Here is an 18764-nt window from a genome sequence, read left to right on the forward strand (position 1 = left end):
AAGTCCGTATTACATTTCGGAGGATTCTCGCGAAAAAATTCTAAATATTTCGTAATCAGCTTCTTAAACTGGGATATGCTGATACTATTACTCTACAAAAGGTGTGTGATCGGTATGGAAAAGGAAAATTTGTTCAAATGGATGCATTATCACATACCTATCAACTTAAGAAATTGATTGTTCCCGAAAACGAAAAAATGAGCTGAATTCTCATAAATAACTGTAAAAAGGTGAAAATTTCGGTATGGGGGTATCTCAAAAGCTTAGGTTGATGGCAATGGGGGATGGTCATGGAAATAGAAAATTCCGCTAAGTTATTTAGGCTAGATTGTGGTGAAATTTACTTACAAGAGTTTTCCACTAAAGATGCAGAGAGTATTTATAACATATCCAATCAACCGGAAATAGAAAAGTTTTTACCGGACTGGAAATCGACGAAAGAACAAAGGGTTAATTGGGTTGTAAATTATGAAATACCAGAAAATAAAGCGTTTCTTCATGCAGTGAGAACTACGACTAACATAGATGATCACATATTAAGACTAGGAATATTTAAGAAAACCACAAATGAATTTATTGGATGGTGCTGCACAGGTATGAAAGAAGAACTCCCTTCACCAAACAGAGAGATAATGTATGCTATCTCAAATGAACATCAAAATCATGGCTATGCTACAAAAGCGACTAAAGGTTTAATTGACTTTTTGTTTAAAGAAACAAATTTAAATGTCCTTAACGCAATTGCTTTAATTAACAATGTAGCATCAAATAAAGTTATTGAAAAATGCGGGTTTATTTATAAGAGCCAACAGAGGATAGAAAATCAAATATATAATCATTATATATTGAGAAAATCTGAGTGGATAAAAATATAACGTTGGGTAGTAAAAGACCGATAGCAATCGGTCTTTTACTCATTTATATAATAAAGATTTATTATACATTATATTTCCTACTACTATACAATTATTATAAGATAGTTATGCGTTAATTTTAGTTTGAAAATGGTTTTATTATCAGTTTTTTTCAGAAATCTTACAAGCGTGTAAGATAAATGAAAGACGAATCAATATGAGCTGTAAGACAATTCATTTACACTCTGTTATGAGACGTGCAAATGAAGGGAGAATATACATGGAAATTTTACATGCAAAAAGTATTAGTAAAGTATATAAAGGGAAAGTACCTTATAAAGCATTAGTAGATATTGATTTATCAATTCAAGAAGGTGAATTTGTGGGAATTATGGGTCCATCTGGTAGTGGAAAAACAACGTTATTAAATATGGTAGCTACTATTGATTCTCCATCATCGGGAGAAATTTTAATAAATGGTACAAATCCTTTCCAATTATCATCAGAAGATTTAGCGTTATTCCGCAGAAAACAATTAGGATTTGTTTTTCAATCATTTAATCTTCTTAGCACACTTACTGTAAAAGAAAACATCGTATTGCCGATGACTTTAGATGGTATTTCCGTGCAAGAAATGAACAAGCGATTGGAAGAGATTGCAGAGAAGTTAAATATTACAGATATCTTGAATAAAAGAACGTTTGAAATATCAGGGGGACAAGCTCAAAGAACAGCAATCGCTCGTGCGATCGTTCATAAGCCGCAATTATTACTTGCAGATGAACCTACAGGGAATTTAGACTCTAAATCTTCAAATGATGTAATGGAGATGCTTGATACTCTAAATAAAGAAGAAAAAGCTACGATGATGTTAGTTACTCATGATCCGTATGCAGCGAGTTTTTGCAGCCGAGTAATCTTTATTAAAGATGGTCAACTATATAACGAAATTTATTGTGGTGAAAGCAGACAAGCCTTTTATCAAAAGATTATGGATGTTCTTTCTTTGTTAGGAGGGAAAAGGCATGACTTTTCGTCAGTTCGCATTTAATAATATTTTTCGTAATAAGCGTACATATGCAGGTCATTTTTTAAGTAGTGCATTTTCAATTATGATTTTCTTTACGTATGCACTTTTATTATTTCATCCTGATCTACAAGGGGAGTTGAAATCGACAAGTACAACAATCAGTGCATTTGGTACATTAGGATTTAAAGTTTCACAAGGGTTGATATTTGTATTTTCATTTTTCTTCATTTTATATTCAGTTAGTTCATTTTTAAAAATGCGTAAGAAAGAATTTGGCATTTTAATGATGCAAGGTATGTCAATGAGACAGCTTAAAAAGTTATTGTTAATTGAAAATATGTTAATTGGTTTTGGTTCAATATGTATAGGTATTCTTATTGGACTCATATTTTCTAAACTAGTTTTATTAATAAGCGCAAGTGTATTAATGATTAGTAACGGCTTGCCTTTTTATATACCAGTACAGGCTGTATTATTAACAATCATTACATTTCTGTTCTTATTTTTAATTGTTTCGCTAGTAACATTTAAAATGATAAAAGTTACAGAGCTTGTGGAACTGATTCAAGCAGGAGAAAAGCCAAAACCTGAACCAAAATCGTCAATTTTATTATCAGTTTTTTCTTTATTTAGTATAGGGTATGGCTATATTTTAGTATTTCGCTTTATCCCAAATCATAGTTTTATTGTGCTAGGAATAGGAGTATTCCTGGTGATTATTGGAACGTACTTTTTATATACACAGTGTAGCGTTTATATATTGCATCTTGCTAAAAGGAGAGAAACTTTCTTTTTAAAGAGAACAAATATACTAACATTTTCAGAATTAATTTATCGTATGAAAGATAATGCAACAATGTTTTTTATAGTATCTATTATATCAGCAGTTGCTTTTACAGCAATTGGCACGACAGCTGCTCTTGGAAATAAAGATTTAGTAAGGATGACGAATCCGTATACATTACTATACATGGCTCCTGAAAACAACAAAATAGCGGATAAACATCTCTCTATTATAAAAAACCATCTGGCTGATGCTAATATTCCGTATCGAATGGCTTCATCTTCATATATATATACAGAAAGTAATGTATATGTAATGAAATTAAGTGAATATAACGAACTTGCGAGAGCGCTAGGGTATCAACAAGAAACGATTGAAAAAGAAGATGAAATGTTATTAATTCCTGGAATGGTATCACAAAAACAAGAATTTAAAAATGGTGATTATAAGAAGAATATTGAAGTCATTCAAGGCGATTGGACAAAGACATTTCATGTGAAAAAAACTGTCGATAATTTAGTTTTGCCACATGATACGAAAGGGATATATATTGCTATTCAAGATCATGTATATGATGGAATTCCACTTAATAGTGGTCCAGATAATGAAGATATTATTCAATATCGTACTTACGGATTTGTTGTAGATGATTGGATAAAAACGAAAGAGGTTTCAAACCAATTAAATAATATATTTGATCAAGAACCTAGAGATATACATTTTGAATTTAGAGCACTAACAATAGAGTTGTTAAGTGCAAAACAAACGAATGGGTTATTACTTATGGCTAGTGTTTTAGTCGGAATCGTTTTCTTCACATTTGCTGCTAGTTTTATTTATTTCCGATTATATACTGATTTGAATCGTGATCAACAGCAGTATAAAATGATTTCGAAAATGGGGTTAAGTAAACGGGAGCTAAAGAAAGTTGTAACGAGACAGTTATTATTAATGTTTTTCTTACCAATTGTCGTTGCAGTAATACATACTGTAGTCGCTTATATGGCATTACAACAATTAGTCGATTTTTCTATTCTAAATAGCTCTATCGTCATTTTAATTTCATTTATGTGTATACAAGTTTTATATTTCTTTATAACTCGTTGGCGTTATTTACAAAAGCTTCATAAGACAATGGAACAATAGAGAAAATCAGCAAGTAAGATTGCAGAAAAGCATGTAAAAAACAATTTGAAGTTATGGAAGGAACTGTGATGAAAAAACAATTATCTATTTTCATATTAAGTATATTATTGTTATTAAGTGTAAGTGCATGCTCTAAAAACGAAAACAGATTTCCAGCTAACGGTGTATTAATCATTGGAGATGAGAATCATACTGGAGCAATTATGAATCGTTATAAGGAAAACACGAAAGAACAGGAAGCTTTTGCAGTGAAAACAGGTAGATTTGACCAAAAAAGGGTTCTGATAATAAATGAATCTACTGCACAAGCGATGATGAATGCAAAGCTTTTTCGTAAACGTGATCAAGCATCCCTTTCTAAAACGTTAGATGCGTTGCCGAATTTTCCAAAAGAAAGTTCCCTATTATTTATAAATGAAGAAGAAAAGAATATAAAAAGTATTGAAATAGAAGGAAACAAGATACCTGTTACATATGGTAGTGATGCTTGGCTTGGCAATAAACGTGACTATGGAGCACTATGGTATATCGTTGTGGCGAAAAATAGTGTGTATAAAGAAATAAAAGCAAATGAAACGAATATGCAACTTCTACACTTGAAAAAGTCATTAGGTGATGAAAACCCTAAAATATCGACAGATAATACGTTGATTAATGAAAAAGTAAAAGTAAGAAAGTTAATTGAAGGTTATAGAGATGAGGTATCAATTCAGTTTGTAACGATTGGAGAAAAATCTTAAAAAAGAGCTCGAGGTTGATGGATACTTTATCAACCTCGAGCTCTTTTTAATACCGTTTAAATAACTTACATTACTTCATTTAATCGAGTCTCACTCGTTTCTTCAATCGCATTTGAATTTTGAACTGAATTATTTTGTGCTTCTTTTTCTTTACGAGCCTTTTGTAGCATTTCAAGGATGATCCATAAGGGAACACCTTTATCCTTTAACATCTTCCATAAATCTAATTCATTAAATTTATGCTCAGGCTGTTGCATTTCTTTTTCAGATAAACGAATATCAAACTTGATAGGATCATTTATTTTCTTACTTTCAAGTTTAGTAGAAGAGATAGTATTATGCTCAAGATTAGATGGAGTTATTTTAGTAGGTTGAGACAATGTATGAATATTTGATCCGATTTGCATGATTTTTCCTCCTTTTCAAGCAATGAGATTAGTTTTCTTATGGTTTTTAAATCTTTTTAACATGAGGAAACTATATCTAATTATAAATCTAAATAAATAGATTTACAAGTTATATTGTAAAAAGTAAATATTTACTTGAATTAATATTTATCAACATTTGTATATGTTTTCTATATATACAAAGTATATAAAATACTTTACATTATGTTTAAGTTGTTAAATTATTCTGTTAATTCGTTAAAAAGAAAAGTGTAAACGTTTTATTAGGGGGGAGAAAGTATGGGGAAGTTATTTTTAAAAATATGTTTTTTTGCATTAGTGACCGTATGTTCATTCGCAGCGAAAATATCATACGCTGAAGAGAGGCAACAAAATAATTATCCTATCATATTGGTGAATGGATTTGCTGGATGGGGTAGAGAAGAAATGCTTGGCGTAAAATATTGGGGTGGTGTTCATGATATACAGGAAGATTTGAAACGAAATGGTTATACGGTACATACCGCAGCTGTTGGACCTGTTTCTAGTAACTGGGATCGTGCATGTGAATTGTATGCACAAATTAGCGGTGGGACAGTAGACTATGGTGCAGTACATGCTGAGAAACATGGACATAATCGTTTTGGCAGAACTTATAGTGGTTTTGCGCCGAATTGGAGTGAAACAAATAAAGTTCATTTAGTTGGACATAGCATGGGTGGACAAACGATTAGAACATTAGTACAGCTATTAAAAGAAGGTAGTTTTGAAGAAAAGAATTATGTGAAAAATCAACCAGACACCAAAATATCACCACTATTTGAAGGCGGAAAATCATATGTTCATAGTGTTACAACATTAGCAACCCCTCACAACGGTACAACACTTGCGGATGGTAGTCTTCTACTGCCGTTCGTTAAAGATTTACTCATTACAGCTGCAAGCTTTGGGGGAAACAATAATTTATCATTATATGATTTTAAATTGGATCAATGGGGTATAAAGAAGAATGCTGGAGAGTCCTTTTTCCAATATAGTAATCGTATTCTAAATAGTTCACTTTGGAAAAATACAAAAGATATAAGTCAATGGGATTTAAGTACAGATGGTGCAAAGGAGTTAAATAATTGGGTAAAGACGCAACCAGATGTGTATTATTTATCCTATAGTGGACATGCATCACAAGCAGCACCTATAACAGGTTTACATTTGCCTCATATAACGATGAATAAAGTGTTAATGGGAAATGCATTTTTCTTAGGTTCTTATGCGAGATATGAAGAAAACCGTCCGCTAGTTGATACTTCTTGGTGGCAAAATGATGGTGTAGTAAATACAAATTCTATGATTGCACCATCTTCTAATGTTACTGTAAATAATAATGAGTCATTACAGATTGGAAAATGGAATCATATTGAAACGAAAGCGAATTGGGACCATCTCGACATGGTAGGGTTAAGTGTTTCAGACTCGTTAGGTTTTTCTAGCATTCAAGAGTTTTATAGAACAATTGCTGAAAAGCTATCACGTTTACCGAAATAGGTAATAATAAAGCGCTCTCGATGGAATTCGAGAGCGCTTTATATTATATTGAAAGAGGGATTTGGTAGAAAAATATGGGGGGATATTATGAAAATTCAAGTTGTATTATCAGGATACGGAACAGTAGGTAGAGAGTTTATAAAATTATTAAATGAAAAATATTCATATATATATGAAACATATGGGATTCAATTAGTTGTAAGCGGCGTATTAGGGAGAAATATCGCAATACATAATGAAGAAGGCTTATCTCTTCATCATTTATTGATGTATGGTGGCGGTACCGCTGCAATTGAAAAATATTTAGAGTATCATCCGAAGGAACGTGCAACAACTAGCATAAGTGGTACTGTATTGGTAGAATCAACGGTTACAAATCTTAAAGATGGAAATCCAGGGAAACAATATATGAAACAAGCGATTGAGAAACAGATGGATATAGTAGCAATTTCTAAAGGTGCGCTCGTTACAAATTGGAGAGAAATAAATGAAGCAGCAAAAGGCGCAAATATACGAATTCGATATAGCGGTGCAACAGCCGCTGCACTACCGACACTAGATATCGGACAATTTAGTTTAGCCGGTTGCAGTATTGAAAAAATAGAAGGAATATTAAATGGAACAACTAATTATATTCTTACGAAAATGTATGAGGAAGATATGACATTTGAAGAAGCACTGAAAGAAGCACAAAATAAAGGAATTGCTGAGACAAACCCTATATTAGATATAAGTGGTTCAGATAGTGCGTGTAAATTGTTACTTTTGACAAACAGCTTAATGGAAACAGAGAAAACACTTACTGATATACATATAAAAGGAATCGAGCACGTTACAAAACAGCAAATTCGAAATGCTAAGGAACAACATAAAATTATTAAATTAATAGCATCAACATATAAGGATGAGGGAGGCAATGTGAATTTAAATGTTGAACCGTGCCAAATAGAAAAAGATCATCCATTAGCAAAAGTAAATGGAACCGAAAAAGGAATTACGTTCTTTACAGATACGATGGGACAAATTACTACAATTGGTGGAGCTTCTAATCCAAGAGGCGCTGCAGCTGCAGCTTTAAAAGATGTAATAAACTTATATCGAAAAGATTTGTAAGACCGTACCGCCCTTTATAAAAAATACATATGCCGTGGACCTTTTGAGAATGAAATAAATATGCAAAAATGATTGCAGGGGGTAAGAAATTGTTTAAGGATTTTAAAGTTGTTAAAGAACGTCCCGTTTATATTCAATTGAAAGATTATTTGAAGAAAATGATTATGAAAGGGCATTTGCTCGGGGATCAAAAAATCCCATCAACAAGGGAACTAAGTGAATTACTAAGTGTGAGTAGAAACACTGTACTCGCTGCTTATGCAGATTTAGAGCAAGAAGGACTCATTTATGCAGTTAAAGGAAAAGGGAACTTTGTTGCGAAGGTGGATATATCTAACACTTCGTCTGTTGAAATAGATTGGAAAAATAAACTTAATACAGTGACCGCATTAGCGGACGAATTAGATTTAATGAAACATGGTGTTCGTTGGGAAAAGGGAATGATTGTTTTTAATAGTATAGCCCCGGATGAGAAGCTATTTGATGTTGAAAATTTCAAAAGAGCTTTTCTTACTCGTATGTCCATTGAAGGGGACATCGTATTGAACTACGGATATGCAAAGGGATATAGACCGTTAATGAATTATTTACTTCATTACATGGAAATGAAAGGTGTAGACATTTCGAATAAAGATATTCTAATTACAAATGGATTTACAGAAGGATTGGATATTGTACTCTCTTCTTTATCAAAAAAATCCGGTCGTGTCATTTGTGAGAATCCAACTCACCATGCTGCACTTAAGCTTTTCCGTTTACATGGACTTGAAGTTCATGGGATTGATATGCATGAGGATGGTATTGATACGAATGAAGTTGAAAAAAGTTTGCGTGAAAAAGATTTTGATTTTGCTTATTTAATTCCTTCTTATCATAATCCAACCGGTATTGTTACGAGTTCAGAGAAAAGAACGGAATTGATGAGGTTATTTTCAAAATACAACGTTCCTATTATAGAGGACGGATTTAATGAAGAATTACGTTATTCAGGTTCACATTTAGCTCCATTATTAACTTTTGCGGGAGCTGGCAATAATGTGATTTATATTAGTAGCTTTTCAAAGGTACTTTTCCCTGGTTTACGTGTAGGCTGGATTATTGCAGATAAAGAGCTGATTCATTATTTAGAAAGCGTAAAAAGAGCAAGAACGATTCACACATCTACGCTAGATCAAGCTGTTCTGTTTCAATATTTACATGAGGGATATTTTGAAAAATATTTAAAAAAGGCAAGATCTGTTTATAAGAAAAAATATGAGTTAGCTGTCGGGGCATGTAACCAGTACATTCCTTTTAAAAGAATGACTGGAGATGGTGGGCTGCATTTATTTATAGAGCTAGAAGAGCATATGAATGCCCGCACACTTTTACAAAAGTGTTATGAGAAAGGCGTTACGTTTTCACCTGGAGATGTTTTTTACTCTGATGGAGAAGGAGCGAACACTTTCCGATTAGGTTTTTCGCGCTTGAAAGAAGAAGAAATAGTTCGGGGAATTAAAATAATTGGTGATACATTAAAAAATGAAATTTGGAGTTGAGAAAATGAAAATCGGTGTTATTATGGGCGGGGTATCGTCTGAAAAACAAGTTTCAATTATGACGGGGAATGAAATGATTGCTCATTTAGATAAAAATAAGTATGAAATAGTTCCAATTACATTAAATGAAAAAATAGATTTAGTTGAAAAAGCGAAAGACATTGACTTTGCGTTGCTCGCATTACACGGAAAATACGGAGAAGATGGGACAGTTCAAGGAACACTGGAGAGTTTAGGGATTCCTTATAGCGGAAGTAATATGTTATCTAGCAGTATATGTATGGATAAAAATATTTCGAAAAAGATTTTACGTTATGAAGGTGTAGAAACACCAGATTGGATTGAACTTACAAAAATGGAGGATCTAAATCTTGATGAGTTAGATAAGTTAGGATTTCCATTAGTAGTAAAACCAAACTCTGGCGGATCGAGTGTCGGAGTGAAAATCGTTTATAATAAAAATGAATTGATCTCAATGCTAGAAACTGTATTCGAATGGGATTCTGAAGTAGTAATTGAAAAGTATATAAAAGGTGATGAAATTACATGTTCAATTCTGGATGGAAAACAGTTACCTATAGTTTCAATTCGACATGCAGCCGAGTTCTTTGACTACAATGCAAAATATGATGATACTAGTACAGTTGAGGAAGTTATCGAACTTCCAGCAGAAATTAAGGAACGTGTAAATAAAGGGTCACTTGCTTGTTATAAAGCATTAAAATGTAGTGTTTATGCAAGAGTTGATATGATGGTGAAGGACGGAATTCCATATGTAATGGAAATTAATACATTACCAGGGATGACACAATCAAGTTTATTGCCAAAAAGTGCAGAAGCAGCGGGGATTAGTTATAGCAAACTATTAGATATGATTATTGAAACATCATTAAAAGTTAGAAAAGAAGAAGGGTTTTAAGGGAATTATATAACGAATTTTTTTGACAGTTTCACGAAGTATGCTATGATGAATACATTATAAAAACAAAATATTTATCCACTAGGGGGGCCTTTTATAGGCTGAGATCAAATGTGATTTTGAGACTCTTAGTACCTGATCTGGTTAATGCCAGCGTAGGGAAGTGGGAAAGACGTTGCTATTTAATGAGTAAATAAATACTGTCAATTTCACTTTCTTTACGCCTGTAAAGAAAGTTTTTTTATTTTACAGCTTTAATAATTGTGGATAAATACTTATATTTTATACATTATTGGAGGGATTTAAATGACTTTTTCACAATCATTACGTAAAGAAGTAGATTCAATTTGGGAAGCGAGTTTTAACCATCCTTTTGTAAAAAAACTTGGTGAAGGAACATTAGATTTAGCTAGTTTTCGCTATTATGTGCTTCAAGATTCATATTATTTGAGTCATTTTGCTAGAGTACAAACTTTAGGAGCTGCAAAAGCTCTTGAATTAGAGACGACAGCTCGTATGGCACATCATGCTCAAAATACATATGAGGCCGAGTTATCTTTACATGAGAATTTTGCTAAAAAACTAGGGATAACGAAAGAAGAAAAAGATAATTTTATTCCTGCGCCAACTGCATATGCGTATACTTCACATATGTATCGTGCTGCGTATGAAGGGCATTTAGGAGATACCATTGCAGCAATTTTACCTTGCTATTGGTTGTATTATGAAATTGGCGAACGCTTAAAAGAGTGCCAGCCGGAAGAGCCAATTTATAACGAATGGATTTCTGCTTATGGATCTGATTGGTTCCGTACGCTAGTTGAAGAACAAATTACACGTTTAGATACTATCGCTGAAAAAGTAACAGAGGCAGATCGCAAACGTATGAAACAGCATTTTATTATTAGCAGTCAATATGAATATTCATTTTGGGAAATGGCTTATACATTAGAAAAGTGGCCAGTGGATACAGACGTAAAAGACGTAATTGGATAAAGAATAGAAGTAATGTTATAGATAGGTATGGATCATACCTATCTATATATTTTTTCTTGTCAAATTTGCGTAAAGTCATTAGTGCTACGGGAATGGCGAAATAGAATATCGATAATTTAGCTCATTTACTTGTCTACGCATTAACTGGATAAACTTCTGTCACATTTATTTTACAATCAAAGAACGTAAATGTTGGTGGTATGAAGTTAAATAAGAAAAGAAACCCGAGCTGTTAGCTGTAACGGAGTTGTTTTTTCTTTGCAGGAATTTCTATATTATCATGGAGTGTTGTTAATACGATATGCAAATATGCATATCGTATTTTTTTGAGTTCTTTATGTGTTAAAATTAGATATAAAGATATGAAAATATAAAGAAGCAAAAGCAGGAATATCCAATGAATTTTGAGAGGTGTTATATGTTTACAAATAAGAAATTAATTCGATTTGGTTTATCGTTGTTTGTATTTTTAGGAATCATTAATTTTACAATCAGCTATTTTCAAACATATCTTGAAACAGCAGCAGATATCAAATGGGTAATTCCAGAAATTTGGAAAACTATTTTGCTAGATGTTCCTCAAGGTATACTTGTTCTTTTAGGCGCAATTGCTTTATATGATTTCACAAAAGAGGCATCACAAAAAGACGCATCAATCTAAGTGTGTCTTTTTTCAATTAGCAATTTCATAGAGAGTTTTGCTGGAGAAATAGAATGAAAAGCCCTAATTAGGGCTTTTTTTGTTGGAATTTCATATCCGTCATAGAAACCGGTCACTTGGAGGTGTTATAGCGAAAGCCATTTACAGTACAGAAAAATCTAAGCAGCAGACGGAAATATATAGGACATGGCATCATAATTATTGAGAAATTAATTGAACTTAGTAAGTATGAAGATATGACGCTAGAATTCATATTTTTTAATTTTTATTTATCCCGCTATTTGCCGGGCAGTAAGCCCCCCACCTCAAAATTCAGCGGAAGCAAAGAAGTTAGGTAGGGGATGAACAAAACCCCACTGATTAAAGTTTCACTTTATAAAAATGAGCCCATAGTAAAAATAGGTATATGAACAAGGTGCATCATCTAGTGATAAGTCATACTTTGTTGGTGCACGTATTGAACTTAGTTTATAGCGCTATTTCTACTTAGATGTAACGAACAGGAATATAGGGAAGTATCGATGAGGTTGTATTTTATAAACGGAGGTTATGAAAATGAATCAGTTTCAACAAGAACTACAAGCGTTAAGCCTTAATGATTACCGGTCTGGAAATATTGTCTATTGGGACCAGCAAAACAAATATCCATATTACTATATTGAAGATGCTGCTCGTCGCTGTGGCGGTTGTGGTCGTTGTGGCGGTTGAGGTGGAGGTCGTTGTGGCGGCTTCCGTTGTGGTGGCTTCCGTTGTATTGGTTGCTTCGGTTGTTTTGGTTGCGGAGGCTGTGGCGGTTGTGGCGGCTGTGGTGGTTGCTCTAACTGTTTTGATGGTTTTACTGATACTACCGGTACTATTGTAACGTATGAATATTGATAACATCTATCTTGCTAGTTGCGGGCAGTAACATCCCCCAAAAATTCAGCGAGAGCAAAGAGAAGTTAGGTGGCGGACTGCCCATAAAAGCCCGATTGGTGAGAGCTGATTAAAGTTTCACTTTATCAATAAAAAAACATTAGTTATATGTACGTGCCGACAAAGAATATAGCCATTATTAATGGATATATTCAATCATTCAAGTGAAAGAGTAACAATAAGATATATAGATGTAATCAAGATGTGATGGATAAAGCAATGACTAGATTTAAAATCTAATCATTGTTTTTTTCTTATGGTTTTGTCATTAAATATCTGTCTAGTTTGGGCATTGCTTCCTTCTAGCTAACGAATTTATTACAACTTTGTAAGGTTAATGTAATGTTAATCGATAGTAAATGAAGATGCTTGAGTGTAATTTAAATAAGATTAAAAAGTACTGTTTATCTATAAAATAATCGGGTAAATACTATGTAATTAGGAAGTGTATGAATATGATTGAACTAAAATCTATTATCCATTCGTATAAACTAAAGAGAAAAATAGCTAAAGATTTATACGGAAAAAGAGATGAATTGACACTGTTATTAAATGAATTTAATAAAATGAAATGTACAGTAACATCTGAAAAGAAGAAAAATAATATATTATCTCGTTTGCAACTAATTTATCAAAATATGAAATCGGATAAGCAGTATCCTCTAGCAGTTGCTTTTGATAGTAAATTATTGGAGCAATTAGAAAAAGAATCTGTACATACTATTGAGGAGGGTGTAACATGTCTACATTTAATGTTAGATATGAATTATGAGAAGATAAAACAATATGGTTCGGGTACAAGTAGGTCATTCGTTCCATTATCGCAGTCTTCTATTTGTCTTGCTGATTGTATTTGTTTAACAGGATTTGTAGTAGGTTTACTAGGAACAATTTCATTTGGAGGATTACTGTTATCTATATGTTCAATTACATAACGCTTAATATTTGTAAAGAGAGCGCCGATTTAAGGTGTTCTTTTTTAGTTTTTTGTAAATTTTTTGTAAATGATAAGTACAATACATTATATAAATTGTATAATTTAAATGTATTAAAATATAAATATAAGAGGTGCTGTATATGATAATTACTTTTAATTGTTAAAAGAGTCGATTTGATAATGTTTTATTCAGATAAATAGTTTTTACTTTTCTTTTAAATACTTGATTTAAATGGATTAGATTAAGTAACTATTGTTCTAGCTTTTTGATAATCAAGACAACTGAAGAAAGGAAGGAATCATTTTATGAAAAAATTAAGGCTGCTAACATTTGAAAATATAGTAGAACCCCTTTTAAATGAAAAGGTATCATTTATATACTTTCCTATTGAATGGCTGGACATCGTAGAGATACATTATAAGACATTTTTATTAACGAGTAAGTTGAAACGTTTGAATGAAAGATTGTATGATATGTTTTCGGATATATTGTTTATTCAGCATAACCCATACGTATTAAATGAAAATACACCATGGATTGTATCGAAAGAACCTATTAGACAAGAGCAGCTCGATTATATTTTTCAAAGTTGGTATGAGATTATTCATGATTGGAAACCAAATAGATTAGTAGAACCACCAAAATATGAATGGCAATCCGATTTGATTTCTAATTTGCCAGTACTACATGATAATGAAACGTATTCTAAGTGGGTGCCCGCTTTAATCTCACATATTTTTTGTGAGCGTCCTATATATTTAAAAAATACAAATGAAGAAGAAATCTATTTTTCCCCTCTTAGATCACAAAATATTTGTGAGGCGATGTCAGGGCCGATAAAAGATGAAAAAACACAAGATTTTTTCTCCTATGTATATCGATTCGAATGCATAACCCGCGGTGGTGAGAACGCTCCATTATTAAATATTTCAATAGGGATTCGGAGATTTTATCAAGAATATAAGATGATAGGTCAAACAAACCTTGATATGACAACGTTTGTTTGACTTTTTTTGATAAAATGCAAACATTTTGCAAACATAGGTTATCCAAAGATACTTTTACCGAAGTTTTTAACTGCTTCTTCCTGCATATTCGGTAAAACATGAGAATAGACACTTAATGTCATTGAAATATCTGTATGACCTAATCGCTCACTGATGATTTTAGGGTTAACTCCTTGTTTCAATAGCAGAGTTGCGTGTGTATGTCTTAAATCATGGAATTTAATTTCTTTTATACCTACTTTGTGTGTCATCCTAATGAAACATTTTCTGAAATGTGCTCTTTTTATTATTCTTCCAAACTCATTACAATTTATTAAATCTTGATCTAGATAAGAAGAGCCAAGCCTTAATTTCTCTTTATTGATTAAATTTTTATGTTTTTTTAAGGCTGCTATTGTTTCATTAGGTACAGGAATTGTACGTTTTGATGAATTTGTTTTTGCAGTTTTTTTGATTTTATTGTCATGACCGGATGTTTGATTTATTGTAACAGTATGTTTTTCAAAATCAATATCCTGCCATCGTAACCCTAGAACTTCTCCCAGACGCATACCTGTAGTTATTGCAAGTAGATACCCAATGTGATATCGTGATTCTTGTGAATGAGCTAAAAACTTTTTTACTTCTTCCTCTGTCCAAGTCTGGATAGGGGTTTTTTCTTTTTTAGGTATCTCAGCAAAATCTGCTGGATTTCGAGAAATAATATTTTGTTTTACGGCTAGGTTTAAAGCGCTCTTTAAAATTCTATGCATAAGCAGAATAGAATTGTTTGCAATCCCTTTATCTATCGCAGTCTTATAACATTTTTGAATGTGTATAACATTTAATTTATGGAGCGCAATCATTCCTATACTAGGTATAACATGTTGGTTGATAAATGCCTTATAGCCAGCAAAGGTACTCTTTTCTATGCTCATACTTTTAATTTCTAGCCAATGATTTAGGTAATCTTTTAGTGTAACTTTAGATGGCTCTATAAAAGTTCCTTCATTCAACTCTGTAATTTTCTTTGCCACATCAGCCTGTGCTTCTTTTTTTGTCTTATACCCAGAAAACCACTTTTGTCTTCTTTTTCCTGTCTCTGGATCAGGACCGATATCAATAACGATACAGTATTTATTTCCTCTTTTTCGAATATGTCCTTTCACTTAAAACACTCCTTCATTTGTTTTGAATCATGTTGTATAAGTCTGGTTGTAATTTTGCTGCTATAAAAATTACATGTTTGGACATATCAGCGATGGGTATATTTTACCATATTTAGATTGTTATTAAGGAATAAAAAAAAGCCATAGGGCCTCTTTTTTTGCTGTATTCATGGAAATAAAATTAAAAACGTTTGATAAATAGCTGCAATAGTACATGTGATGGGGTTGTTAAAATACTAGCTAACCATTATATATTAAGTTTAATGAGTGGAAGAGATATTATTGTTATCCAATATAAGAGAATACTTTGTTATATTAATTATTAAACTTTCTCAATAATTTTCAGATTAGCAAATAAATAAAATTCCTAATTTTTGTGATATTATGAAAATAACTAAAAAATGGACATAAAAAAGACCCATGACTGTGTAAGTGGTGCTGCAACACCCCTACACCGTCTCCCTAACCACAGTAGGGAAAACAACTGTCATAAGTCTTCGTACATTAGTATAACACACAACTTAGATATAATGACACGTTTCTCTGTAAATGTAAAAACTAGGGATGACGTGTCTTTTGTCCATAAGGAGGACAAAGATTGTGCAAGTTTTATTGGATTTTAACGATATGCAAGAAAGTCTAAAATTATCCGGTTATACAAATAGGAAGTTAGCTATGCGTTTTAAAGTAACACACACAACTGTAAATAGTTATTTTAATAAAAAGGGTAAATTTGATTTTATGCACTTTGTGGATGCACTTAGGTTATATAAGCCTAAAGATATTAAGTTTAGAAGAAACTGCATCAAAGAGTGCATACCAACACTTTCACACAAAAATTTAAAATTGGCATTAGAAGTGTTAGATATGTTTGGAGAATATGAACTTCAAGATATGATTATGCAACAGATAAATAAATTTAAGAGCAACCAAACAGAGACCGAAAAAGAAATGAAAAAAGGTATTTCGAAAACAGTACGAATAAACTTAAACTTGGTTCCTTTATATCAAACATTGCGAGAAAGAAGTGAAAATACGATTACACCTAAGGTGTTCTTTGAGAAAGTTGATAAAATGAGAAAAAATCAAAAATATATTGATAATGAACTTGTAATAATGTTGATTCTAAACACAATATATTCTTTTTTTGATTTGGGTAATTACAAGATGGTGAATGAATATATTCAACAATTATTACCTGATATTATAAAAATTAAATGTCGCTCTTTAAGAGATTCATTTTTGTTAAGAATAAAAGAAATGGAGATTTTTGTGAATCTTCATGAAAATAAGTTAAGAGAATCTCGTCAACAATGTTTTGATATAATAAACGACGAGACAAATTGTTATGTCAGTACTAAGGCGGTAGCGTATTGTAAAATTGGAGAAAGTTATGTTTTCTCCGATTATCAGAAAGCTAAAGAGTACATGGAAAAGTCACTAAAAATTATTGGTGATCCACCTAATAAGAAACTAGAATTAAGGAGAGAAAAAGTACTTAATACACTTTTGTTTTTAAGGATATACCATAAGAGAGATTTACATACTATTAACTTTGATGATTTAGATGAAGCCGAGAGAGCCTTTTTATATGTAAGGTTAGGTGAGAATGAAAAAGCAATTAGAATTTTACAGACCTTAAAAAGTAACAACGGTTATCTTAGTAGTTTTCAATTGTATTATATGGGGCTCGCGGTTGGAGGCAAAGAAGGGAAAAGATACTTAGAACTATCTCTTGAAAGTTTTTCTAAATCAGGTGATTTCTTCTATATGTTTCTACCAAAAGAAGCATTGAAATGTTATAATTAAACTATACATAAAAGGTGGTGAAGCACTTGAAAAATAAGTTTGTAAAAGTAGTGTTATCTATTGTAGTTGTAGCTTGTTTTTCTATCACAACTTTTCAAGTGACAGAAAAAGATAAAGTACAAAGCGCTAAAGAACAAAAAACAATTCTATACATGATTGATCCAGGTCCCGGAGGCGGATAATTATATAAATACAAGAAATGACACTATCTAATAGATAGTGTCATTTCTGCTTTAAAGGGAATGGAAACATTTTGACTGGAACGACAAAAACTTTCCACTTTTAGAAAGGCCACGTATAAATAACAGGATGCAAGGGGGAACTAGTAGTGACAAAAGAAGAAATTGTAATGCTATTCTTAGATACAGTAAAGGAATTGGCTCCTGAAAAATTAGAGGAATATATTGCAGAGATTAAAAAAAATAGCCTATCCTAATTCGAGAGGCTATTTTTCCATTTTCTTATGATGTTTATTCAGAGCTTGGGCAATAGCTAACATCTGGTCTAATGCCATATCTTCTTTATCTTTTGGAAGAGGTTCTAGCCATGCCATAATTTCTTTAAATTTCTCGTATTTATTATCATCCTTGTTTGCTTCGTTATTTTCTCCATATAAGTAGTTCACAGGAACGGCAAATCTTTTCGCTATTTTTTCTATTGTCTCACGACTCGGGAAGGCTTTTCCATTTTCGAATTTTGAAACGGTACCCTTAGTAAGATCTACTTCTTTACCAAATTGTTCTTGGTTCATTTTATGTTCTAAACGAATTTGTTTTATTCTATCTTTCATATCCATAAAAAAACTCCCCTTATTAAGACTTTTCGATAATCCTAAATCCTATTAAGTTTATTATAAAGTTTCCTGACAAGAAACGTAAAGAATAAAAAAGTTTCCTATTCTGAAATTTTTTATAAAAAACACTTGAAGTTTCATACAATGAAACATATAATGAACTTGTAAGCATCAGAAGGGAGTGATCAGATGCAAACCGATACACCTAAAACAGAACTTCAAAAAGCATTTGAAGAATCTGGACTTAAATATCATGAACTAGCTAAAAGGGTAGGGATATCGAAGTCATACTGCTATAAAATAATCAATTGGAATTTAAGGGTTTACTATGATGTAGCAGTTAATATATCTAAAGTATTGGGAAAGGAAACAACTATATTATTTAAGGAACAAGAAAAAAATTTTAAACAATAAGTTTCATTGTAAGAAACTTATTTAAAAGGAG

The 18764-nt window shown here is 32.0% G+C and carries 18 protein-coding genes, 2 pseudogenes and 1 riboswitch; of the genes and pseudogenes, 17 read left to right on the forward strand and 3 right to left on the reverse strand.

All coding sequences use genetic code 11. The features are described 5' to 3' along the window. The first annotated feature begins 290 nt into the window (after positions 1-290). From ACUN13_RS14440 to ACUN13_RS14455, 4 genes are all read left to right on the forward strand, one after another. On the forward strand, positions 291-875 hold the full coding sequence (locus tag ACUN13_RS14440; RefSeq protein ID WP_063245445.1) for a GNAT family N-acetyltransferase: 585 nt from the start codon (positions 291-293) through the stop codon (positions 873-875). A gap of 259 nt (positions 876-1134) precedes the next feature. Then, complete coding sequence (locus ACUN13_RS14445; protein WP_242278119.1) at positions 1135-1905, forward strand: ABC transporter ATP-binding protein; 771 nt, start codon at positions 1135-1137, stop codon at positions 1903-1905. Beyond that, positions 1880-3814, forward strand: a complete 1935-nt coding sequence (locus tag ACUN13_RS14450; RefSeq protein WP_242278121.1) for an ABC transporter permease — start codon at positions 1880-1882, stop codon at positions 3812-3814. Before ACUN13_RS14445 ends, ACUN13_RS14450 begins: the two co-directional genes overlap by 26 nt. 68 nt (positions 3815-3882) lie before the next feature. Further along, complete coding sequence (locus ACUN13_RS14455; RefSeq protein WP_242278123.1) at positions 3883-4554, forward strand: lipoprotein BA_5634 family protein; 672 nt, start codon at positions 3883-3885, stop codon at positions 4552-4554. 65 nt (positions 4555-4619) lie between these two features. On the opposite strand, the gene ACUN13_RS14460 is transcribed toward ACUN13_RS14455, so the two are convergent. After that, on the reverse strand, positions 4620-4961 hold the full coding sequence (locus tag ACUN13_RS14460) for a DUF3914 domain-containing protein (protein ID WP_242278125.1): 342 nt from the start codon (positions 4959-4961) through the stop codon (positions 4620-4622). A 279-nt stretch (positions 4962-5240) separates the two neighbouring features. Between ACUN13_RS14460 and ACUN13_RS14465 the strand changes: the two genes are divergently transcribed. The 10 genes and pseudogenes from ACUN13_RS14465 to ACUN13_RS14510 all read left to right on the forward strand — a co-directional run bounded on the left by ACUN13_RS14465 (position 5241) and on the right by ACUN13_RS14510 (position 14569). Then, on the forward strand, positions 5241-6482 hold the full coding sequence (locus ACUN13_RS14465) for an esterase/lipase family protein (protein WP_242278127.1): 1242 nt from the start codon (positions 5241-5243) through the stop codon (positions 6480-6482). Positions 6483-6569: 87 nt separating this feature from the next. Next, positions 6570-7595, forward strand: a complete 1026-nt coding sequence (locus ACUN13_RS14470) for a homoserine dehydrogenase (RefSeq protein WP_242278129.1) — start codon at positions 6570-6572, stop codon at positions 7593-7595. A gap of 89 nt (positions 7596-7684) precedes the next feature. Then, a complete protein-coding gene (pdxR, locus tag ACUN13_RS14475) occupies positions 7685-9133 on the forward strand; it encodes a MocR-like pyridoxine biosynthesis transcription factor PdxR (protein WP_000471644.1) in 1449 nt (482 codons plus the stop codon). A gap of 4 nt (positions 9134-9137) precedes the next feature. Beyond that, positions 9138-10052 (forward strand): D-alanine--D-alanine ligase, encoded by a 915-nt coding sequence (locus ACUN13_RS14480; RefSeq protein WP_242278131.1) that lies wholly within the window; start codon positions 9138-9140, stop codon positions 10050-10052. Positions 10053-10125: 73 nt separating this feature from the next. Further along, positions 10126-10231: riboswitch (TPP riboswitch) on the forward strand. 127 nt (positions 10232-10358) lie between these two features. Continuing rightward, the gene (gene tenA, locus ACUN13_RS14485) at positions 10359-11048 is read left to right on the forward strand and encodes a thiaminase II (protein WP_000144518.1); all 690 of its coding nucleotides are present in this window, start codon (positions 10359-10361) and stop codon (positions 11046-11048) included. Between the two features lie 397 nt (positions 11049-11445). Further along, on the forward strand, positions 11446-11709 hold the full coding sequence (locus ACUN13_RS14490) for a DUF3937 domain-containing protein (protein WP_002082716.1): 264 nt from the start codon (positions 11446-11448) through the stop codon (positions 11707-11709). A 555-nt stretch (positions 11710-12264) separates the two neighbouring features. Then, positions 12265-12585 (forward strand): annotated as a pseudogene (locus ACUN13_RS14495) (heterocycloanthracin/sonorensin family bacteriocin). Positions 12586-12729: 144 nt separating this feature from the next. Then, positions 12730-12864, forward strand: a pseudogene (locus ACUN13_RS14500) (site-specific integrase); the annotation flags it as partial. 209 nt (positions 12865-13073) lie between these two features. Further along, a complete protein-coding gene (locus ACUN13_RS14505; protein ID WP_078404550.1) occupies positions 13074-13559 on the forward strand; it encodes a homoserine dehydrogenase in 486 nt (161 codons plus the stop codon). Between the two features lie 308 nt (positions 13560-13867). Continuing rightward, positions 13868-14569 carry a pPIWI_RE module domain-containing protein gene (locus tag ACUN13_RS14510; RefSeq protein WP_063536437.1) on the forward strand — a complete coding sequence of 234 codons (702 nt, stop codon included), beginning with the start codon at positions 13868-13870 and terminating at the stop codon, positions 14567-14569. A 38-nt stretch (positions 14570-14607) separates the two neighbouring features. Here ACUN13_RS14510 and ACUN13_RS14515 read toward each other — a convergent pair whose 3' ends face one another. Beyond that, positions 14608-15717, reverse strand: coding sequence for a site-specific integrase (locus ACUN13_RS14515; protein ID WP_445423859.1), 1110 nt, complete (start codon positions 15715-15717; stop codon positions 14608-14610). A 600-nt stretch (positions 15718-16317) separates the two neighbouring features. Between ACUN13_RS14515 and ACUN13_RS14520 the strand changes: the two genes are divergently transcribed. Further along, positions 16318-17526 carry an AimR family lysis-lysogeny pheromone receptor gene (locus ACUN13_RS14520; RefSeq protein ID WP_409531987.1) on the forward strand — a complete coding sequence of 403 codons (1209 nt, stop codon included), beginning with the start codon at positions 16318-16320 and terminating at the stop codon, positions 17524-17526. Between the two features lie 26 nt (positions 17527-17552). After that, a complete protein-coding gene (locus tag ACUN13_RS14525; RefSeq protein ID WP_000790840.1) occupies positions 17553-17708 on the forward strand; it encodes a hypothetical protein in 156 nt (51 codons plus the stop codon). A 263-nt stretch (positions 17709-17971) separates the two neighbouring features. Here ACUN13_RS14525 and ACUN13_RS14530 read toward each other — a convergent pair whose 3' ends face one another. Further along, positions 17972-18322 carry a helix-turn-helix transcriptional regulator gene (locus tag ACUN13_RS14530; RefSeq protein WP_000367267.1) on the reverse strand — a complete coding sequence of 117 codons (351 nt, stop codon included), beginning with the start codon at positions 18320-18322 and terminating at the stop codon, positions 17972-17974. A 186-nt stretch (positions 18323-18508) separates the two neighbouring features. Here ACUN13_RS14530 and ACUN13_RS14535 point away from each other — a divergent pair, with 186 nt between their 5' ends. Then, positions 18509-18733, forward strand: coding sequence for a helix-turn-helix domain-containing protein (locus ACUN13_RS14535; RefSeq protein WP_001192731.1), 225 nt, complete (start codon positions 18509-18511; stop codon positions 18731-18733). Positions 18734-18764: the final 31 nt, after the last annotated feature.

The sequence above is a fragment of the Bacillus cereus group sp. Bce041 genome, from assembly GCF_052646455.1.